The organism is Plantibacter sp. lyk4-40-MEA-4, assembly GCF_030209415.1.
Classification (GTDB): Bacteria; Actinomycetota; Actinomycetes; order Actinomycetales; family Microbacteriaceae; genus Plantibacter; species Plantibacter flavus_A.
Map to the genome: position 1 here is coordinate 129,907 of NZ_JARVSA010000003.1, position 18,506 is coordinate 148,412.

The 18,506-nt window shown below is 70.3% G+C and carries 15 protein-coding genes; 13 read left to right on the forward strand and 2 right to left on the reverse strand.

What is annotated here, in order from left to right; genetic code table 11:
• Nucleotides 1-24: 24 nt before the first annotated feature.
• The 10 genes from ppk2 to QRN44_RS05895 all read left to right on the forward strand — a co-directional run bounded on the left by ppk2 (nucleotide 25) and on the right by QRN44_RS05895 (nucleotide 10,974).
• Nucleotides 25-849, forward strand: coding sequence for a polyphosphate kinase 2 (gene ppk2 / locus QRN44_RS05850; protein WP_285038530.1), 825 nt, complete (start codon nucleotides 25-27; stop codon nucleotides 847-849).
• Between the two features lie 262 nt (nucleotides 850-1,111).
• The gene (gene kdpF / locus QRN44_RS05855; RefSeq protein WP_056009336.1) at nucleotides 1,112-1,201 is read left to right on the forward strand and encodes a K(+)-transporting ATPase subunit F; all 90 of its coding nucleotides are present in this window, start codon (nucleotides 1,112-1,114) and stop codon (nucleotides 1,199-1,201) included.
• The gene (gene kdpA, locus QRN44_RS05860) at nucleotides 1,201-2,874 is read left to right on the forward strand and encodes a potassium-transporting ATPase subunit KdpA (protein ID WP_285038531.1); all 1,674 of its coding nucleotides are present in this window, start codon (nucleotides 1,201-1,203) and stop codon (nucleotides 2,872-2,874) included. The genes kdpF and kdpA overlap by 1 nt, the downstream gene beginning before the upstream one ends.
• Before the next feature lie 94 nt (nucleotides 2,875-2,968).
• Nucleotides 2,969-5,134: a potassium-transporting ATPase subunit KdpB gene (gene kdpB / locus QRN44_RS05865; RefSeq protein ID WP_285038532.1), complete on the forward strand. Its 2,166-nt coding sequence runs from the start codon at nucleotides 2,969-2,971 to the stop codon at nucleotides 5,132-5,134.
• A gap of 33 nt (nucleotides 5,135-5,167) precedes the next feature.
• On the forward strand, nucleotides 5,168-5,776 hold the full coding sequence (gene kdpC, locus QRN44_RS05870; RefSeq protein ID WP_285038533.1) for a potassium-transporting ATPase subunit KdpC: 609 nt from the start codon (nucleotides 5,168-5,170) through the stop codon (nucleotides 5,774-5,776).
• Nucleotides 5,777-5,779: 3 nt separating this feature from the next.
• Nucleotides 5,780-8,275 carry a sensor histidine kinase gene (locus QRN44_RS05875; protein ID WP_064295030.1) on the forward strand — a complete coding sequence of 832 codons (2,496 nt, stop codon included), beginning with the start codon at nucleotides 5,780-5,782 and terminating at the stop codon, nucleotides 8,273-8,275.
• Nucleotides 8,272-8,958: a response regulator gene (locus tag QRN44_RS05880; RefSeq protein ID WP_285038534.1), complete on the forward strand. Its 687-nt coding sequence runs from the start codon at nucleotides 8,272-8,274 to the stop codon at nucleotides 8,956-8,958. Before QRN44_RS05875 ends, QRN44_RS05880 begins: the two co-directional genes overlap by 4 nt.
• Nucleotides 8,959-9,112: 154 nt before the next feature.
• Nucleotides 9,113-9,565 carry an SRPBCC family protein gene (locus tag QRN44_RS05885; RefSeq protein ID WP_071261699.1) on the forward strand — a complete coding sequence of 151 codons (453 nt, stop codon included), beginning with the start codon at nucleotides 9,113-9,115 and terminating at the stop codon, nucleotides 9,563-9,565.
• Nucleotides 9,555-9,695: a hypothetical protein gene (locus QRN44_RS05890; RefSeq protein WP_153303361.1), complete on the forward strand. Its 141-nt coding sequence runs from the start codon at nucleotides 9,555-9,557 to the stop codon at nucleotides 9,693-9,695. Before QRN44_RS05885 ends, QRN44_RS05890 begins: the two co-directional genes overlap by 11 nt.
• A gap of 49 nt (nucleotides 9,696-9,744) precedes the next feature.
• On the forward strand, nucleotides 9,745-10,974 hold the full coding sequence (locus tag QRN44_RS05895; protein ID WP_285038535.1) for an MFS transporter: 1,230 nt from the start codon (nucleotides 9,745-9,747) through the stop codon (nucleotides 10,972-10,974).
• Between the two features lie 67 nt (nucleotides 10,975-11,041).
• Here QRN44_RS05895 and QRN44_RS05900 read toward each other — a convergent pair whose 3' ends face one another.
• A complete protein-coding gene (locus tag QRN44_RS05900) occupies nucleotides 11,042-12,496 on the reverse strand; it encodes a threonine/serine exporter family protein (RefSeq protein WP_079001064.1) in 1,455 nt (484 codons plus the stop codon).
• 146 nt (nucleotides 12,497-12,642) lie between these two features.
• Here QRN44_RS05900 and QRN44_RS05905 point away from each other — a divergent pair, with 146 nt between their 5' ends.
• The 3 genes from QRN44_RS05905 (at nucleotide 12,643) to QRN44_RS05915 (ending at nucleotide 17,037) form a co-directional block, all read left to right on the forward strand.
• Nucleotides 12,643-14,055, forward strand: coding sequence for an HNH endonuclease signature motif containing protein (locus QRN44_RS05905; RefSeq protein WP_285038536.1), 1,413 nt, complete (start codon nucleotides 12,643-12,645; stop codon nucleotides 14,053-14,055).
• Between the two features lie 94 nt (nucleotides 14,056-14,149).
• On the forward strand, nucleotides 14,150-15,574 hold the full coding sequence (locus tag QRN44_RS05910; protein ID WP_285038811.1) for an APC family permease: 1,425 nt from the start codon (nucleotides 14,150-14,152) through the stop codon (nucleotides 15,572-15,574).
• An 83-nt stretch (nucleotides 15,575-15,657) separates the two neighbouring features.
• Nucleotides 15,658-17,037, forward strand: coding sequence for an LLM class flavin-dependent oxidoreductase (locus QRN44_RS05915; protein WP_285038537.1), 1,380 nt, complete (start codon nucleotides 15,658-15,660; stop codon nucleotides 17,035-17,037).
• Between the two features lie 220 nt (nucleotides 17,038-17,257).
• On the opposite strand, the gene QRN44_RS05920 is transcribed toward QRN44_RS05915, so the two are convergent.
• Entirely contained in the window at nucleotides 17,258-18,349 is a 1,092-nt protein-coding gene (locus QRN44_RS05920) for an alpha/beta fold hydrolase (RefSeq protein WP_285038538.1), read from the reverse strand.
• Nucleotides 18,350-18,506 lie beyond the last annotated feature (157 nt).

Sequence of the window (18,506 nt, forward strand, 5' to 3'; positions counted from 1 at the left end):
CGGGGACGGGCGGGAACACACAGCATGTCGAAGACTCCGAACCGGACCAAGCCGCCCAAACGCATCCGGAAGGACCGCTACGAAGCGGAGCTGGAACGGCTGCAGATCGAACTGGTCGCGATGCAGCGCTGGGTGATCGAGACCGGCGCGCGAGTCGTCGTGGTCTTCGAGGGCCGCGACGCCGCGGGTAAGGGCGGCGCGATCAAGCGCATCGTCCAATATCTGAACCCGCGTTCGGCGCGGGTCGCCGCGCTGCCGACCCCCGGTGAGCAGGAGCGCGGCCAATGGTACTTCCAGCGGTACATCCAGCACCTGCCGACCGCGGGTGAGATCGTGCTGTTCGACCGCTCCTGGTACAACCGTGCCGGCGTCGAGCGGGTGATGGACTACTGCACTCCGGAGCAGTACCGGCGGTTCCTCCGCCAGACTCCCGTGTTCGAGCGGATGCTCGTCGAGGACGGCATCATCCTCGTCAAGTACTGGTTCTCGGTCTCCGACGAGGTCCAGGAGCAACGGTTCCGCTCGCGCCTCGACGACCCGATGCGCCGCTGGAAGCTGTCCGACACGGACCTCCAGTCGATCACCCGCTGGGAGGACTACTCGCGCGCCAAGGACGAGATGTTCGAGGCCACGGACCACGCGGACGCACCCTGGTGGACGATCGAGAGCGACGACAAGCGGGCGTCCCGGTTGAACGCGATCTCGCACCTGCTCTCTCAGATCCCCTACGAGCAGCGCGCCCCCGAGCCGATCGACATCCCCGAGCGGCCGGGCGCCGACGGGTACGACCGACCCGCCCGCGACCGGTACCGGTACGTGCCGGATCACGCCCACACGCTCGGGAGCTGAGCAGGAGGGTAGGACGGCGGCCTGAGGAGGAGCACCCCGTAGGGAGGTCGTGAGGATCCACGCGGAAGGCGTATGGAAACCGTGAGGACCGCCGTCGGAGGTCGCTGACGGGTGTTGGCTCTGAGCTGTCCCGAACGGGACGCAGCACCACGCACCCGCACCACGCACCCACTGGAGTCCTCTTGCTCGACCTCGTCTACGTGCTCGGCATCATCGCCGTGTTCGCTCTGGTCGGCCTCGTCGCCCGGGGAGTGGAGAGACTGTGATCGTCTTCGAACTCCTCGCCGCCGTCCTGGCCGTCGCCGCCGTCGTGTACCTCGTGTACGCGCTCGTGAAACCCGAGAGGTTCTGATGCAGACCCTCTTCGCGATCCTGCAGGTCTCGACCCTCGTCCTGGTCCTCGTGCTGCTCTACCGTCCACTCGGCGAGTACCTCGCCCGCGTGTACACCTCCGGCAGGGACTTCGCCGTCGAGCGCGGCTTCTACCGCGTGATCGGTGTCGACGCCCGCTCCGAGCAGACCTGGCAGGCCTACCTCCGCGGGGTGCTCGCCTTCTCGCTCGTCGGCGTCCTCCTCGTCTACGCCCTCCAGCGTGCGCAGGCCGTCCTCCCCTTCGCACTCGGCCTCCCCGCCGTCCCCGAGGGACTGTCGTTCAACACGGCCGCGTCGTTCGTCGCCAACACCAACTGGCAGTCGTACTCCCCCGAAGTCACGATGGGCTACACCGTGCAGCTCACGGGCCTCGCGGTGCAGAACTTCGTCTCCGCCGCCGTCGGCATCGCCGTCGCCATCGCCCTCGTCCGCGGGTTCGCGAGTCGCCGCAGCGGCACCATCGGCAACTTCTGGGTCGACCTCACCCGTGGCACCCTCCGCGTGCTGCTGCCGCTCTCGGTCGTCATGGCGGTCGTGCTGATCGCGGGCGGGACCATCCAGAACCTCAACGGCTTCACCGACGTCACGACCATCACGGGCGCGACGCAGACCATCCCCGGCGGACCGGTCGCCTCGCAGGAGGCCATCAAGCTCCTCGGCACGAACGGCGGCGGGTTCTTCAACGCGAACTCCGCGCACCCCTTCGAGAACCCGACCGCGTGGACGAGCCTCGTCCAGAACATCCTCATGCTCGCGATCCCGTTCTCCCTGCCGCGCACCTTCGGCCGCATGGTCGGCGACCACAAGCAGGGCTACACGATCCTCGCGGTCATGGGCGTCATCTTCCTCGCCTCGTTCTCGATCCTCACGGCGCTCGAAGCCCGCGGCCTCGGAGCGGCACCGATGGCCGCCGGCGGCGCGATGGAGGGCAAGGAGCAGCGTTTCGGCGTCTTCGCCTCGACGCTGTTCGGCTCGACCTCGACGCTCACCTCGACGGGTGCCGTCAACTCGATGCACGACTCCTACACGGCACTCGGCGGCATGATGCCGATGATCAACATGATGCTCGGCGAGATCGCCCCCGGCGGCGTCGGCTCAGGCCTGTACGGCATGCTCGTGCTCGCCGTCATCGCCGTGTTCATCGGTGGGCTGCTCGTCGGCCGGACCCCGGAGTACCTCGGCAAGAAGATCGGCCCACGGGAGATCAAGCTCGCGAGCCTGTACATCCTCGTGACGCCGACCCTCGTGCTCGCCGGCACCGCACTGAGCTTCGCCATCCCCGGCGTCCGTTCGGACGTGGAGACGACGTCGATCTGGAACCCGGGCCTCCACGGCCTGTCCGAGGTCCTCTACGCCTTCACCTCCGCGTCGAACAACAACGGTTCCGCGTTCGCCGGCCTCACGGCGAACACCCCGTGGTTCAACACGGCGCTCGGCGTCGCGATGCTGCTCGGCCGCTTCGTCCCGATCGTGCTCGTCCTCGCGCTCGCCGGTTCGCTGGCTGCACAGGACCGGGTGCCGTCGACCGCCGGAACGCTCCCGACCAACCGGCCGCAGTTCGTCGGCCTCCTCACCGGTGTCGCCGTGATCATCACCGCACTCACGTACTTCCCCGTACTCGCGCTGGGTCCCCTGGCGGAAGGGCTGTCATGAGCCACGTCCACGACGCACACGCCGTGATCATCACCGCACCCACCTCCTTCCCCGTACTCGCGCCAGGTCCCCTGGCGGAAGGGCTGTCATAACCATGTCCACCACGCACACGCTTCCCGCCCAGGCGGAACCCGAGCAGGAGCAGGACCACCACCACGAGCCCGCGAAGGCCGCCTTCGGTCCGGCACAGCTGCTCGCCGCGACCCCGGGCGCCTTCCGCAAACTCGACCCGCGGCTCATGGTCAAGAACCCGGTCATGTTCATCGTCGAGGTCGGCGCGGCGCTGACCACCGTCCTCGCGATCGCCGAACCGTTCCTCGGTGGGGCGCAGGAATCCGGCGGCTCGGCTGTGCCGGCGTCGTTCACCTGGGGCATCGCGATCTGGCTGTGGCTCACGGTCGTCTTCGCGAACCTCGCGGAGTCCGTGGCCGAGGGCCGCGGCAAGGCGCAGGCCGACAGCCTCCGCAAGACGCGCACCTCGACCATGGCGAACCAGGTCACGGCCTACGACGCCTCGGCTGATCCGTCCGCGGAGCACGCCGCCATCGGCCAGGTCTCCTCGGCGGACCTCACCCTCGGCGACGTCGTCGTGGTGACCGCCGGCGAGCTCGTCCCGGGCGACGGCGACATCGTCTGGGGCATCGCCTCGGTCGACGAGTCGGCGATCACGGGCGAGTCGGCCCCGGTCGTCCGCGAGTCCGGCGGCGATCGCAGTGCCGTCACGGGCGGAACCCGCGTGCTGTCCGACCGCATCGTCGTCCGCATCACCTCCAAGCCCGGCGAGACCTTCGTCGACCGCATGATCGGCCTCGTCGAGGGTGCGGCGCGGCAGAAGACGCCGAACGAGATCGCGCTCAACATCCTGCTCGCGAGCCTGTCGATCGTGTTCGTGGTCGTGGCGCTGACGCTCAACCCGATCGCCTCCTATGCGGCGGCTCCCGTCAGCGTCCCGGTCCTCATCGCCCTGCTCGTCTGCCTCATCCCGACGACCATCGGCGCCCTGCTCTCGGCCATCGGCATCGCCGGCATGGACCGACTCGTGCAGCGCAACGTGCTCGCGATGTCCGGTCGTGCGGTCGAGGCCGCCGGCGACGTCACGACCCTGCTGCTCGACAAGACCGGCACCATCACCTACGGCAACCGGCAGGCGGTCGAGTTCATCGCCCTCCGCGGTGTCACGCCGGAGGAGCTCGCGCAGGCCGCCGCCCGGTCCTCGCTCAGCGACCCGACGCCCGAGGGCAAGTCGATCCTCGACCTTGCGGCCGAGCGCGGCATCCACCTGGACGGGTCCGGGGCTGGCGAGATCGTCCCGTTCACCGCGCAGACCCGCATGAGCGGCCTCGACCAACCGGACGGCGTGCAGATCCGCAAGGGTGCCGGCTCAGCCGTACTGGCCTGGGTGGAGTCGTTCGGTTCCCTCGCCGAGGCGACCCGCGCCGAGCTCCAGGAGCACGTCGAGGCGGTGTCCGCCGGCGGCGGCACCCCGCTCGTCGTCGCGCAGACCGACACCGCCGGCACCGCGCGGGTGCTCGGCGTCGTCCGCCTGAAGGACGTCGTGAAGGCCGGCATCGCGGAGCGGTTCGCCGAGCTGCGCGCCATGGGCATCCGCACGGTCATGATCACGGGAGACAACCCCCTCACCGCCAAGGCGATCGCCGCCGAGGCCGGGGTCGACGACTTCCTGGCCGAGGCGACGCCCGAGCAGAAGCTCGAGCTCATCCGCAAGGAGCAGGAGGGCGGCAACCTCGTCGCGATGACCGGTGACGGGACGAACGACGCTCCGGCGCTCGCGCAGGCCGACGTCGGTGTCGCGATGAACACGGGCACCTCCGCTGCGAAGGAGGCCGGCAACATGGTCGACCTCGACTCCGACCCGACGAAGCTCATCGACATCGTCCGGATCGGCAAGCAGCTGCTCATCACGCGAGGTGCGCTCACGACGTTCTCGATCGCGAACGACGTCGCCAAGTACTTCGCGATCATCCCGGCCATGTTCGCCGGGGTGTTCCCGGGGCTCGCTCTGCTCAACATCATGCAGCTGCACTCCCCCGCATCGGCGATCCTCTCGGCGATCATCTTCAACGCGATCATCATCGTGATCCTGATCCCGCTGGCCCTCCGTGGCGTGAAGTACCGACCGCTCAGCGCCTCGAAGGTCCTCAGCCGGAACCTCTTGATCTACGGGCTCGGTGGCGTGATCGCGCCGTTCATCGGCATCAAGCTCATCGACCTCGTCGTCACCCTGATCCCCGGCTTCTAGCCCCACCCAGCACACGAAAGCAGACAGATCATCATGAGTGCCTCCCGCAGCGGCATCGCCCAGTACTGGGTCGCCATCAGGGCCATGCTCGCCCTCACCGTCGTCCTCGGCGTCGGCTACCCCCTCATCGTCACCGGCATCGGGCAGGCGACGATGTCCTGGCAGGCGAACGGATCCGCCGTCACCGAGGGTGGCGAGACGGTCGGCTCGGCGCTCATCGGGCAGTCGTTCACCGACGCCGACGGCAAGCCGCTGCCGCAGTGGTTCCAGTCGCGTCCGTCGGCGGCCGGCGACGGCTACGACGGTGGCGCGTCGAGCGGCAGCAACCTCGGGCCGGAGAACACCGACCTCGTCGTATCGATCGAGGAGCGCCGCGCGGCCATCGCCGCCTTCGAGGACGTCGATCCGTCGAGCATCCCCGCCGACGCGCTGACGGCCTCCGCGTCCGGCCTCGACCCGCACATCAGCCCGGCCTACGCACTGCTGCAGGTGCCCCGCGTCGCCGCCGAGCGCGGCCTCGACGAGGGTGCGGTCCGTGCCCTCGTCGAGCGCCTGACGCAGGGCCCCGACCTCGGCTACCTTGGGGAGTCCACGGTCAACGTCCTGCAGCTCAACCTCGCCGTGGCCCGACTGAACGGATAACCCATGCAGCGCGGACGACTCCGGGTGCTCCTCGGCGCGGCCCCCGGCGTCGGCAAGACGTACGCGATGCTCGAGGAGGGTCACCGTCTCGCCGCGGAGGGCGTCGACGTGGTCGTCGCGGTCGTCGAGACCCACGGCCGGGCCGCGACCGCCGCCCTGACGGAGGGGCTCGAGACCTTGCCGCGTCGGGGCGTGGAGCACCGGGGCGTGACGCTCGACGAGATGGACCTCGAGGCCGTCCTCGCGCGCCGCCCCGGACTCGCGCTCGTCGACGAACTGGCTCACACGAACGCCCCCGGTTCAACGAACGACAAGCGTTGGCAGGACGTGGAGGCCCTGCTCGCCGCCGGTGTCTCCGTGCTCTCGACGGTGAACATCCAGCACATCGAGTCGCTCAACGACGTCGTCCGGCAGATCACCGGGGTGCCGCAGCGGGAGACGATCCCTGACGCCGTGCTGCGGGCGGCCGACCAGATCGAACTCATCGATCTCGCTCCACAGGCACTCCGCGACCGGCTCGCCGGCGGGCGGGTCTACCCGGCCGAACGGATCGACGCCGCACTGTCCAACTACTTCCGCCTCGGCAACCTCACGGCACTGCGCGAGTTGGCGCTGCTGTGGCTGGCCGACGAGGTCGATTCCGCCCTCCGCGACTACCGCGCCGAACACGGCATCGACAGCACCTGGGAGGCGCGTGAGCGGGTCGTCGTCGCCCTCACCGGCGGACCGGAGGGCGAGACCCTGCTCCGGCGCGGCGCCCGGATCGCAGCCCGCTCCTCCGGTGGTGAGCTCATCGCGGTGCATGTGACGACGCAGGACGGCCTCCGCACCGCGAACCCCGGAGCACTCGCGCAGCAGCGAGCGCTCGTCGACACCCTCGGCGGCACCTTCCACCAGGTCGTCGGCGACGACGTGCCTCGTGCGCTCGTGGACTTCGCGAAGGCGGCGAACGCGACGCAGCTCGTCATCGGCGTCAGCCGGCGCAGTCGCCTGTCCGCCGCGGTCACGGGGCCCGGCATCGGCAACACGGTCATCCGTGAGTCGGGCAACATCGACGTCCACATCGTCAACCACGAGGCGGCGGGCGGCCGGTTCCGGCTGCCGAAGCTCGGCGGCGCCCTGAGCGCACGGCGCCACATCGCGGGCTTCGCGCTCGCGCTCATCGGCGGGCCGCTCGTCACCTGGCTCCTCCACCTCGCCCGCACCGAGGAGTCCATCACGAGCGAGGTGCTGTCCTACCAGCTCCTCGTCGTGCTCGTCGCGCTCGTCGGCGGGTTCTGGCCGGCGGTGTTCGCGGCCGTCCTGTCCGGGGTCACGCTCGACTTCGTCTTCGTCCAACCGCTCTACACCGTGACCATCGACGACCCGGCGCACCTCGTGGCGCTCGTGCTCTACGTCGTCATCGCGGTGATCGTGAGCGGGGTCGTCGACCTCTCGGCCCGGCGGGCTCGCACGGCCAGGCGCGCGGCCGCGGAGTCCGAGCTGCTCGCGACGGTCGCGGGCAGCGTGCTCCGCGGCGAGGGTGCCCTGCAGGCACTCGTCAGCCGGACCCGTGAGTCCTTCTCGCTCGCCGGGGTGCGCCTCGTCGCGGGTGAGCAGGTCCTCGCGGTCGACGGCGAACCGACCCGCGGCGGCGACTTCACGAGCGTCCCGATCGGCACCCGCGCGGTGCTCGAACTGCACGGTGGCGTGCTCGCCGCCTCCGACCGCCGCCTGCTCGCCGTCATCGCGGCGCAGCTCGACGCCTCGCTCGAGCACACCGATCTGCGCGCCACCGCCCAGGAGGTCGGCCCGCTGGCCGCGACCGACCGGGTGCGGAGCGCGCTGCTCTCGGCGGTCAGTCACGACCTCCGGCGCCCCCTCGCCGCCGCGACCGCCGCCGTCACCGGACTGCGCGCGACCGACGTCGAACTCACCACGGCGGACCGCCGCGACCTCCTCGAAACCGCGGACGACAGCCTGCGCACGCTCGCGGCCCTCGTCACCAACCTGCTCGACGTCAGTCGCCTCCAGGCCGGTGTCCTCGCCGTGACCGTCGCACCGATCGACGTCGAGGACGCGATCCTGCCGGCCTTCGACGAGCTCGGCATCGGCCCGCACGACGCCGAGCTCGATCTCGCACCCGAGCTGCCACCCGTCCTCGCGGACGCCGGCCTCCTCCAGCGGGTCATCGTGAACCTCCTGACGAACGCGCAGCGTTTCAGTCCCGACGACACCCCCGTCCGGATCGCGACGAGCGGGTTCCGCGACGCCGTCGAGATCCGCATCGTGGATCACGGCCCGGGCATCGCACCCGACCGGCGGGAGGACGTGTTCGTCCCCTTCCAGCGGCTCGGCGACACCGACAACCTCACCGGTCTCGGCCTGGGGCTCGCGCTGTCGAAGGGCTTCGTCGAGGGGATGGGTGGCACACTCGAACCGGAGGACACGCCGGGTGGGGGTCTCACCATGGTGGTGTCGCTGCCGGCGGCACGTGATCAGGAGGGGAGCGCTCGATGAAGATCCTCATCGCCGACGACGACCCGCAGATCCTCCGGGCCCTGCGCATCACGCTCACCGCCCGCGGCTACGAGATCATCACGGCCGAGGACGGCACCGCTGCGCTCAACGCCGCGACGACGCACCGCCCCGACCTGTACCTGCTCGACCTCGGCATGCCCGGGCTCGACGGGCGGCAGGTGATCGAGGGCCTCCGCGGCTGGACCGACGCGCCGATCCTCGTGGTGTCCGGTCGTGCCGGCTCGACGGACAAGGTCGAGGCGCTCGACGCCGGAGCCGACGACTACGTGACGAAGCCGTTCGCGATCGACGAACTGCTCGCCAGGGTCCGCGCGCTCACCCGACGGGTCCCCGGTGCCGAGGCCGAACCCACCGTGCGGTTCGGCGACATCGTGGTCGACCTCGCCGCGAAGCAGGTCACCAGGCAGATCGCTGGTGCGACCCCGGTCACCGTCCGCCTGACGCCGACGGAGTGGCAGGTGCTCGAGCTGCTGATCCGGAACGCCGGCAAGCTCGTGACCCGGCAGATGCTGCTCACGGAGATCTGGGGTCCGACGCACGTGACCGACACCGGCTACCTGCGCCTCTACATCGCGCAGCTGCGGAAGAAGCTCGAGCCGGAGCCGGCCACCCCCCGCCATCTGCTCACCGAGGCCGGCATGGGGTACCGCTTCCAACTCTGAGCGAGGGCACGCGTCGCGACGGGCAGGGTAACAGGTTGCAGCGCCTGTGGCCATGCCCCCGGAATCGCAGCTTGCACGCGTACCGTCGCAGTCGCGTCCGGGTTTTCCGGACGAGACCCGTGCAGGTACCGCAGCACCAGAGAGGATGGCGCCCATGACGCAGATCATCGAAACCATCGACGTGGACGTTCCCGTCTCCGTCGCCTACAACCAGTGGACCCGCTTCGAGGACTTCCCGAAGTTCCTCGACGAGGTCGAGTCGATCACGCAGGTCACCGACACGCTCACCGAGTGGACGGTGAGCGTCGCCGGCCAGACCCGCACCTTCGAAGCGGAGATCACCGAGCAGCACCCGGACGAGCGCGTCGCCTGGAACAGCACGGGCGGCGAGGCGGACCACGCCGGCGTCGTCACCTTCCACCGCCTGGAGGACGCCAAGACGCGCGTCACCGTGCAGCTGGACTGGGAGCCCAAGGGCCTCCTCGAGCACCTCGGTTCCGCCGTCGGTGTGGCCGGACATGCGGTGAAGAAGGACCTCGGCAACTTCAAGCAGCTCGTCGAGACCGAAGGTCAGACCGGTCAGGGATGGCGTGGCGATGTCGAATAACGGACCCGAGTCGGACGCGCAGCGCGCACACGACGACGACATCGAGCAGGCCGTGACGAAGCCCGAGGAGGTCGATCCCGAGACGGGGACCGACGCCGAGGGCGATCCCGTCGAGAACCCCTCGGGCTGATCATCTGATTCCTGCCAATCAGCACTCCCACCGCCTCTAGGCTCGGAGCATGAGTGCTCGCGCCGGTCAGGCGAACCCCCGCCCCGCGCTGTCCGCCCCTCTTCGGCGGCGGCGCGGGGCGATCTTCGTCTTCATGCTGACCCTCGGGGTCGGCCTGTCATCCTTCATCGTCCGGACGCCCGCTGTCCGCGACCTCGTGCATGCGAGCACCGCCGAGATGGGGCTCATCCTCTTCGGCATCTCGATCGGTTCGATGACGGGCGTCCTGTCCTCGGCGGCGTTCGTCCGCCGCTTCGGCGCCCGACGCCCGATCCTCATCGGTGGTACCGCCTTCGTCACGGGGCTCGCCCTCCTCGCCCTCATGGCGGGTGCCGGCCAAGGCTTGGGCGTGTTCGTCGGGCTGGTCGGCATCGGCCTCGGTTTCGGCCTTGCAGAGATCGCGATCAACATCGAGGGTGCGACGATCGAGCAGCTGTCCGGACGGTCCATCCTGCCCGTGCTCCACGGCTGCTACAGCCTCGGCTCCGTCATCGGATCCGTCGCCGGCATCGCGCTCACGGCGATCGCCTTCCCCGTGACCATCCACCTGCTGATCGTCGTGGCCGTGGCCCTCGCGGCGCTGCTGTGGGCGATCCCGAAGATCCCGGCCGACACGGGACGTCAGACGGACACGGGGGTCGGCTCCCCCGGCATCCGCGCGCAGCTCGCGGTGTGGCGACAGCAGCGTGTGATCTTCCTCGGACTCATCGTGCTCGCCCTCGCGCTGGCGGAGGGCGCCGCCGGCGACTGGTTGCCGCTCATCATGGTCGACGGGCACGGCACCACGGCGGCCGTCGGATCGATCGTCTTCGCCGGGTTCGCTCTCGCCATGACGATCGGTCGTTTCGCCGGTGAACCGCTCCTCGCCCGCTTCGGGAAGGCCAACGTGCTGCGGGTGAGCGCGCTGGTGTCGGCGGTCGGGATCGCGCTCGTCGTCTTCTCCGACAGCGTCCTCGTCGCGGGGCTCGCGGTCCTGCTCTGGGGGCTCGGTGCGGCCCTCGGCTTCCCCGTGACCCTCTCCGCGGCGGGTGAGAGCGACGATCCGACGACGACCGTCGGGGCGGTGGCCTCGGCCGGCTATGTCGCATTCCTCGTCGGGCCGCCGCTGCTCGGGTTCCTCGGGGAGCATTTCGGTCTGCGCGGCGCGATGATCGTCGTGCTCGCCGTCGTCGTCCTGGCGTCGTTCCTGACGTCCGCGGCGAAGCCCCAGCAGCGGTCGGTCACGCCGGCCGGTCCCTGAGCAACACCATCCCGGTCCCTGAGCCTGTCGAAGGGCGCACTTCGACAAGCTCAGTGACCGCGACCGGTCAGCGCGGGTGGCGCTTGGAGCGCCGGATGTACCCGGGCAACAGCACCCGGCCGGAGACACCCGAGCGGCGCGCGAGGATCTCGCCGAAGGTGACGCCCGCGGCGAGCGCGAGGCCGGTGAGCCCCGCCTGCAGGAGCTGCTCGAAGCCCTCCGAACCCTGCTCACCGTTCACGAGGGCGAGCATGCCGCGGTAGATCGCGAGCCCGGGCAGCAGTGGGACGATCCCACAGATCGTCAGGATGATCGCCGGGATCCGCAGCCGCGGGCCGAGCGCCTCCGCAGCGAACCCGATCACGAGTGCGGCGAGCGCACTGGCCGCCGCCGGGGCGACGCCGCTGCCGGAGACGAACACGAACACCGAGAACGCGATGGCGCCGGTCACGCCCGCGAAGAACGCCGCGCGGAGGGCCGCGTACGAGGCCATCGCCCAGGCTGCCGAGGCGACGGCCGCTCCGACGATCTGCACGGCGACCGGCCAGGGGCTCACGGGGAGGTCGAAGAGGACGAGCGAGATGCCGAGTCGTCGGGCGAGGTCGAGCACCCCACCGATGCCGACGACGATCCCGATGGTGAGGAGCATCACCTCGACGAGGCGTCCGCTTGCGGTGACCGGGAACCCGTTGATCGCGTCGTCGGCCGCCCCGACGAGTGAAGCGCCGGCGAGGAGGACGACGATGCCGGACGCCACGATGAGGGCTGGGGGCAGCGCGGAGAGGTCCGCCGGGACGTAGGGGCTGAGGATGGAGATGAGGACGGCGACCGTCGTGGCGATGGCCGCTCCGGTGAGTTGGAGGAAGAAGACGGGCAGCTTCCAGACGTTCAGGGCCCGGAACGCGCTGTCGATGAGTGCCGTGGTGGCTGCGGCGAGCAGCATCGAGACCACGCCGCCGCCGAGGAGGACGGCGACGGCCGCGGCCATGGTCGACAGCAGCACGGTGATGAAGCCGCGACGGTAGGTGCGACGGGCGGTGAGGATGCGGTCGAGGTCGCGATGGGCGGTGCCGAGGCGGGCGTGCAGTTCGTCGAGCACGTCCGCCTCCTCGTCGCGGGCGACGTCGGTGACGGTCATGATCGGCTCGGAGCGACGGGTGATCCCTTCGGCGACCACGACGACCTTCGCGAGCCGGTCGAAGTCGGCTGCGGGCGAACGCACGACGCGCAGCACCGTGACCCCAGGTGACCGCTCGGACCCGTCGTGCGCGATGAGGATGGAGGTGAAGGTGAGGTCGACCTGGCATTCGAGGTCGAACGCGCGGCAGACCCGACGGATGGCGTCGGTGACCTCGGCCGCTGCGGCCCCGAGCGCGAGCATCGACTCACCGATCCGGCCTGCCAATTCGAGCACCTCGCGCACGGGCCGTTCGGCGTTGAGGCGGACGACCGCCTGCTCGTCGACACCCTCCGGCGCCGCTCCTCGAACTCCCCCGGCCAGCTGACTCAGCAGCGAACGCATACCCACCCGCTCATCGTACGAGCCACCGGTGACCGCGGTCTCGCCCTGGCGTTCCGCGGTCGCCTGTGCGAGGCCGCGGACTCGTCCTCACGGCCGGGATCCTCGTGATCATCTCGAATGTCAGTGGTCCATGGTGGACTGTGGTCATGACCGAGACCGCCATGATCCAGGGCCCCGAGGCGCTCGAGCGCGAGGGGCATCCGGAGCATCCGAGCGATGCCTTCGCTGCTCGGATGGCGTCGTTCACCGACCGCTTCGTCGATCTCTCCAGGCGCCGCGCGGCGCTCGACGCCGAGGAGGCGCAGCTGCTGGCCGAGGCCTTCTCCTACGCCGACGCGACGGCGTCAGCACTCGTCTCCACGAGCGCCACCTCGACCGACGCACGCGATCTCGCGAGGCGGTCGATGTGCGCGTCGCTCGCGATCGCCACGAGGATGTCCGAGCCGACGCTCCAAGCGCGGGTCGGCGACGCCGAGGCACTCGTCCACCACGCACCCGCCGTGCTCGAGGCCCTCGCGCACGGTTCCATCAGCGGCGGTCACGCCCGCGCGATCACCGACCAGCTGCGCGACGTCCCGGTGGAAGGCCACGCGGTGTTCCTGGAGCAGGTGCTGCCCGTCGCTCTCCGATCGACGACAGCACGCCTCCGGCAGCGCGCCAGGGTCGTTCGGGAACGGCTGCATCCCGAATCGATCACCGCCCGACGCACGCGCTCGATCACCGAGCGCCGCGTCGAGCTCGAGGCTGCGGCCGACGGCATGGCCTGGCTGCACCTGTTCACCACGGCCCCGTTGGCGCACGCGATCAGGAACCGCCTCGACGCCGTCGCGGTCCCGGCGCGGATCGCCGGCGACGCCCGCACGCTCGCACAGCTGCGCGCCGACACCCTCGCGTCGCTCGCCGTCGCCGGCACGGTGAGCGACGACACAGGTCCCATCCCGGTCGACCCGGAGACGACCGGGACGTTCACGTGGCTTCCCGGTTCCGCACCGCTCGACGACGCCGCCAGGATCGCGGAGGAGGCGGTCGCCGCCGGGGCCGACCCCCTGCTCGCCGAGCCCGTCGGCATCGAGGCCCGCATCCGGGCCACCGTTCAGATGACCGTCCCGGCACTGTCCACCCTCGGCGTCACCGACGAACCCGGCGTGCTCGACGGCTACGGCCCGATCGACCCCGACACCGCCGCCCGACTCGCGGTCACCGCGCCCTCGATGACCCGCATCCTCACCCGACCGGAAACGGGAGCCATCGTGTCCGTCGGACGCGAGCAGTACCGGGTCCCGGCCGACCTGGCGCGTGCCGTCCGCCTGCGAGACACCACGTGTCGGGCTCCAGGCTGCGGACGAGCCGCCCGGAACTGCGACCTCGACCACTCGATCGCCTGGCAGGACGGCGGCACGACAGCGGTCGACAACCTGGCCTGTCTCTGCCGACATCATCACCGACTGAAGCACCTGCCGGGTTGGAACCTCGAGCACCACCCCGGCGGCATCCTCACCTGGACCACACCCGACGGCCGACGACACGAGACGAGACCCGAGCTCGCCGAGACCGGGTGAGTGCGAGCGCGCCGGACGATCCTCGCGCCCACGGTTACCATGGATACCCGTGACCAACCGCCGACTCCCGCTCCTCGCGCAGCTGCGCAGGCGCATGCCGCTCGTCCGACTCGGGACGGATCCCGCCGAGTCGGGGACGTCGCTCCGCCGATCGCTCGGCGTCTGGCAGCTCACGATGATCAGCGTCGGCGCGACGCTCGGCACCGGGATCTTCGTCGTCCTCGGCACCGCCGTCCCGCTCGCAGGACCCGCCGTCTGGATCGCGTTCGCGGTCGCCGGACTCGCAGCACTCCTGTCGGCCCTGTCCTACGCCGAGATGGCCGGGTCGGTGCCGGTCTCCGGATCCAGCTACTCCTACGCCTACGCGACCATGGGTGAGGGCGTCGCCTGGGTGTGCGGGTGGTGCCTCGTGCTCGAGTACGGGGTCTCCGTCGCCGCGGTCGCCGTCGGCGCCGGGCAGTACGTGAACGAGGCGCTCGCGGTCTTCGGCCTGGGACTGCCGCCGGCACTCGCGAACCCGATCGGCGTCGCCGACGGACTGATCAACCTGCCGGCCGCCGCCCTCGTCCTGCTCGCGATGCTGCTGCTCGTCCGCGGCGCGAAGGACAGCGCCTGGGCGAACACGATCATGGTGTTCGTGAAGCTCGCCGTGCTGCTCGTCTTCGTCGTCATCGCGTTCTCGGCGTTCTCCCTCGGCAACTTCGAACCGCTCGCACCCATGGGGATCGCCGGCATCGCGGCAGCCTCCAGCCGGCTGTTCTTCTCCTACATCGGGTTCGATGCGGCATCGACCGCCGGCGATGAGGCGACGAACCCGCGTCGCGACCTGCCGCGCGCGATCATCCTGTCGATGGTGATCGTCACCGCCGTCTACATCCTGGTCGCCATCGCCGCGATCGGTGCCCGCCCGTGGACCGCCTTCGCGGACGACGAGTCCGCGTTCGTCGGCATCCTCACCGAGATCACCGGGCAGCCGATCGTCGCGCTCTTCTTCTCCATCGGCGCGGTCATCGCGATCGCGAGCGTCGTGCTCACCGTCTACTACGGGCAGACGCGCATCCTGTACCGGATGGCGCAGGACGGCATGGTGCCGCGGGTGTTCTCGCGCGTCGGTCGCCGCAGCGGGACGCCCGTCGCCGGGACCGTCATCGTCGGTGCGGTCGTCGCGGTGGTCGCCGCCCTCATCCCCCTCGGCGAACTCGCCGACGCCACGAGCATCGGCACACTGTTCGCGTTCGCCCTCGTGAACCTCTCGGTCATCCTGCTGCGTCGCCTACGCCCCGACCTCGACCGCAGCTACTCCGTCCCGCTGTTCCCGGTGGTCCCCGCGCTCGGCATCGTCATGTGCCTCGGGCTCATGGTGTCGCTCGGCGGGACGACCTGGATCGTGTTCCTCGTCTGGATGCTCGTCGGCGCGGCGCTCTACCTCGGGTACGGACGCCGGCACTCGACGGTCGGCGCCCTCAGCGACGAGGAGTACGCCGAGGCGATCGCAGCGGAGGACACGTCGCAGAGGTGATGTCCGGGGCCTAGATGACGCCCTGTTACGCGAGGGGCCGATTGCCAGGCGACGTCCGGGACTCGTGATGCAGGATCGTGCGTATGACCCGACAGATCCGATTCAACGCCTTCGACATGAACTGCGTCGCCCACCAGGCATCGGGGATGTGGCGTCATCCCGACGACCGCTCGAGCACCTACAAGGACCTCTCCTACTGGACGGACCTGGCGCAACTGCTCGAGCGCGGCAACTTCGACGGCATCTTCATCGCCGACGTCCTCGGCACCTACGACGTCTACGGCGACAGCAACGAGGCCGCGATCCGCAACGGCGCGCAGGTGCCGGTGAACGACCCGATCCTGCTCGTGTCGGCGATGGCCGCGGTGACGAAGCACCTCGGCTTCGGCGTCACGGCCGGCACCGCGTACGAGCACCCGTACCCGTTCGCGCGACGCATGTCGACGCTCGACCACCTGACGAAGGGGCGGGTCGGCTGGAACGTCGTCACCGGCTACCTGCCGAGTGCGGCGCGCAACATGGGGCACGACGACCAGCTCGAGCACGACGAGCGGTACGACGTCGCCGACGAGTACCTCGAGGTCCTCTACAAGCTGTGGGAGGGGTCGTGGGAGGACGACGCCGTCGTGCGCGACCGCGAGACGGGCGTGTTCACCGACCCGACGAAGGTCCACGAGATCGGGCACTTCGGCAAGCACTACACGGTGCCCGGCATCCACCTGTCCGAGCCGTCCACGCAGCGGACACCGGTCATCTACCAGGCCGGTGCGTCGCCGCGCGGCATCCGGTTCGCCGCCGGCAACGCGGAGGCGATCTTCGTCGGTGCGTCGACGAAGGCCGGTTTGAAGGCGACGGTCGGCCGCATCCGCGACGCTCTCGAGGCCGCCGGTCGCGACCGGTACTCGGCGAAGATCTACACGCTGCTGACGATCATCACCGACGAGACCAGCGAGAAGGCCCAGGCGAAGCACGAGGACTACCTGCAGTACGCGTCGCAGGAGGGTGCGCTCGTGTTCATGTCGGGTTGGATGGGTATCGACCTGTCGCAGTACGACCCGGAGGAGCCGATCGGCAACGTCAAGAGCAACGCTATCCAGTCGGCGGTCGCCAACTACCAGGCGGCCAACGAGGAGGGTGGCGAGTTCAAGGTGAAGGACATCGCGCGCATGGGGGCGATCGGTGGGCTCGGTCCGCGGATCGTCGGCAGTGCGTCGGAGATCGCCGACACCCTGCAGGAGTGGGTGGAGGAGACCGACGTCGACGGCTTCAACCTCGCCTACGCGATCACGCCGGGCACCTTCGAGGACATCGTCGAGTTCGTCATCCCCGAGCTGCGTCGTCGTGGTGCCTACTCCGAGGAGTACGTCGAGGGGAGCCTCCGCCACAAGCTCCACGGCCGTGGTGACCGTCTCCCCGAGGAGCACACCGGCGCCCGCTACCGCTATGCGAAGGACCAGGCCTAGGCGGGAGAGCCGGCCCAAGGGCCCGGTCCCAGTCGCCTCGGTCCCTGAGCCCCACCCCGGTCCCTGAGCCCGTCGAAGGGCACCACGCACCCCACCGAACCGTCCTACCCACCGATGATCCCGGTCCCTGAGCCTGTCGAAGGGCACCACGGACACACCCCGCCCTTCGACAAGCTCAGGGACCGAGGAGCACCTCGCTCAGGGACCGAGCCTCACCCGATCAGCGCGCGTCGAGCCACTCCCGCACAGCCGCTTCGAACGCCTCCGGCGCGACGTTCCACTCCAAGCCGTGGGGCGCAGCGTCCACCTCGACGAGCTCGAACGAGGCCGACTCAGCGGCGACGGCCCGCGTGAGCTCCACGGGGATCGTCGTGTCGCCGGGCGAGTGGATCGCGAGCGTCGGCAGGCCGTCGATCGGCCCGGCGGACAGCGCGCGGACCGGAACCGCGCCGCGCACCCCGGCGGATCGCGCCAGCACCGGCGTCGAGAGCACGGCGAGCGCCGAGTTCACGAGTACCCGCGGCACCCCGGCGACCTCGGCCGCGTGCAGCACCGTCTCGCTGAGGCCGAGCATCGGCGAGATGAGGATCGCGCCCTGCACCACATCGGGTCGCTCGCGTGCCGCTGCGAGGCTCAAGGCGGCACCGTAAGACCACCCGCAGACGACGACCCGTCGAGCACCGAGCACCACGGCGTCGTCGATGGCCGCGATGACGCGGTCGACGTCCGTGGCGTCAGCCCCCGAGCGACGCTCGGCGAACGCGGACCCGAGGCAGGTGACGAGCGACGGCAGACCTGCCCGACGCACGGCCTGCGCGGAGCGGAGCGTCGCGAGCGGCGAGGCCCCGAGCCCGTGGGTGTGCACGACCCAGGTGTCGTCATGAGCGTCGCCGCCGACGACCGCCTCGAATCGCCACGCACCTGACGGCGTCCTCGGCACGCGCGCCTCGTCCACCCCGAAGTCCGCGGGTGTCACAGCCGCCCCGGTGAACCGCGCACGGGTCGCCCCGGCTGGAACCCGACCGGTGATCACTGCTCGCATCACCGACCCGTCCGTCGTCTCGCGACCGATCACCGGGCCCACGATCACCCGCGACCCGTCCTCGAACTCGAGCCCGTATCGTCCCGGCAGCGCGGTGGCGGCGTTCCGTTCGAGCCGCACGGTCACCGGAGTGGAGGTCGGCAGCACCTCGCAGAAGTGCACCCGTCCTGCCCCGATGATGCGGCGGGCGACCATCGCGCTCGCGACCCCGAACCCCGCGACCGCAACGGTGGCGAGGCCGGCCACGACGACACCTGCACTGCGCTTCACGTCACACCCTCGATCCCGTCCCGCTCGGGGAACGGTGAACCAGCCTAGCCGCGGCCCCTGAGCCTCGGGCCGAACCCCGGTCCCTTGGCCATCCCCGGTCCCTGAGCCGAACCCCGGTCCCTGAGCCTGTCGAAGGGCACACGACCACACCCCACCC

Bases quoted from the DNA above. Each gene is read 5' to 3' on its own strand.
- ppk2 (WP_285038530.1), top strand. From the start codon at position 25: ATGTCGAAGACTCCGAACCGGACCAAGCCGCCCAAACGCATCCGGAAG.
- QRN44_RS05895 (WP_285038535.1), top strand. From the start codon at position 9,745: ATGAGTGCTCGCGCCGGTCAGGCGAACCCCCGCCCCGCGCTGTCCGCC.
- kdpA (WP_285038531.1), top strand. From the start codon at position 1,201: ATGCAGACCCTCTTCGCGATCCTGCAGGTCTCGACCCTCGTCCTGGTC.
- QRN44_RS05880 (WP_285038534.1), top strand. From the start codon at position 8,272: ATGAAGATCCTCATCGCCGACGACGACCCGCAGATCCTCCGGGCCCTG.
- QRN44_RS05875 (WP_064295030.1), top strand. From the start codon at position 5,780: ATGCAGCGCGGACGACTCCGGGTGCTCCTCGGCGCGGCCCCCGGCGTC.
- QRN44_RS05915 (WP_285038537.1), top strand. From the start codon at position 15,658: ATGACCCGACAGATCCGATTCAACGCCTTCGACATGAACTGCGTCGCC.
- kdpC (WP_285038533.1), top strand. From the start codon at position 5,168: ATGAGTGCCTCCCGCAGCGGCATCGCCCAGTACTGGGTCGCCATCAGG.
- QRN44_RS05885 (WP_071261699.1), top strand. From the start codon at position 9,113: ATGACGCAGATCATCGAAACCATCGACGTGGACGTTCCCGTCTCCGTC.
- QRN44_RS05900 (WP_079001064.1), bottom strand. From the start codon at position 12,496: ATGCGTTCGCTGCTGAGTCAGCTGGCCGGGGGAGTTCGAGGAGCGGCG.
- QRN44_RS05910 (WP_285038811.1), top strand. From the start codon at position 14,150: ATGCCGCTCGTCCGACTCGGGACGGATCCCGCCGAGTCGGGGACGTCG.
- QRN44_RS05890 (WP_153303361.1), top strand. From the start codon at position 9,555: ATGTCGAATAACGGACCCGAGTCGGACGCGCAGCGCGCACACGACGAC.
- QRN44_RS05905 (WP_285038536.1), top strand. From the start codon at position 12,643: ATGACCGAGACCGCCATGATCCAGGGCCCCGAGGCGCTCGAGCGCGAG.
- kdpB (WP_285038532.1), top strand. From the start codon at position 2,969: ATGTCCACCACGCACACGCTTCCCGCCCAGGCGGAACCCGAGCAGGAG.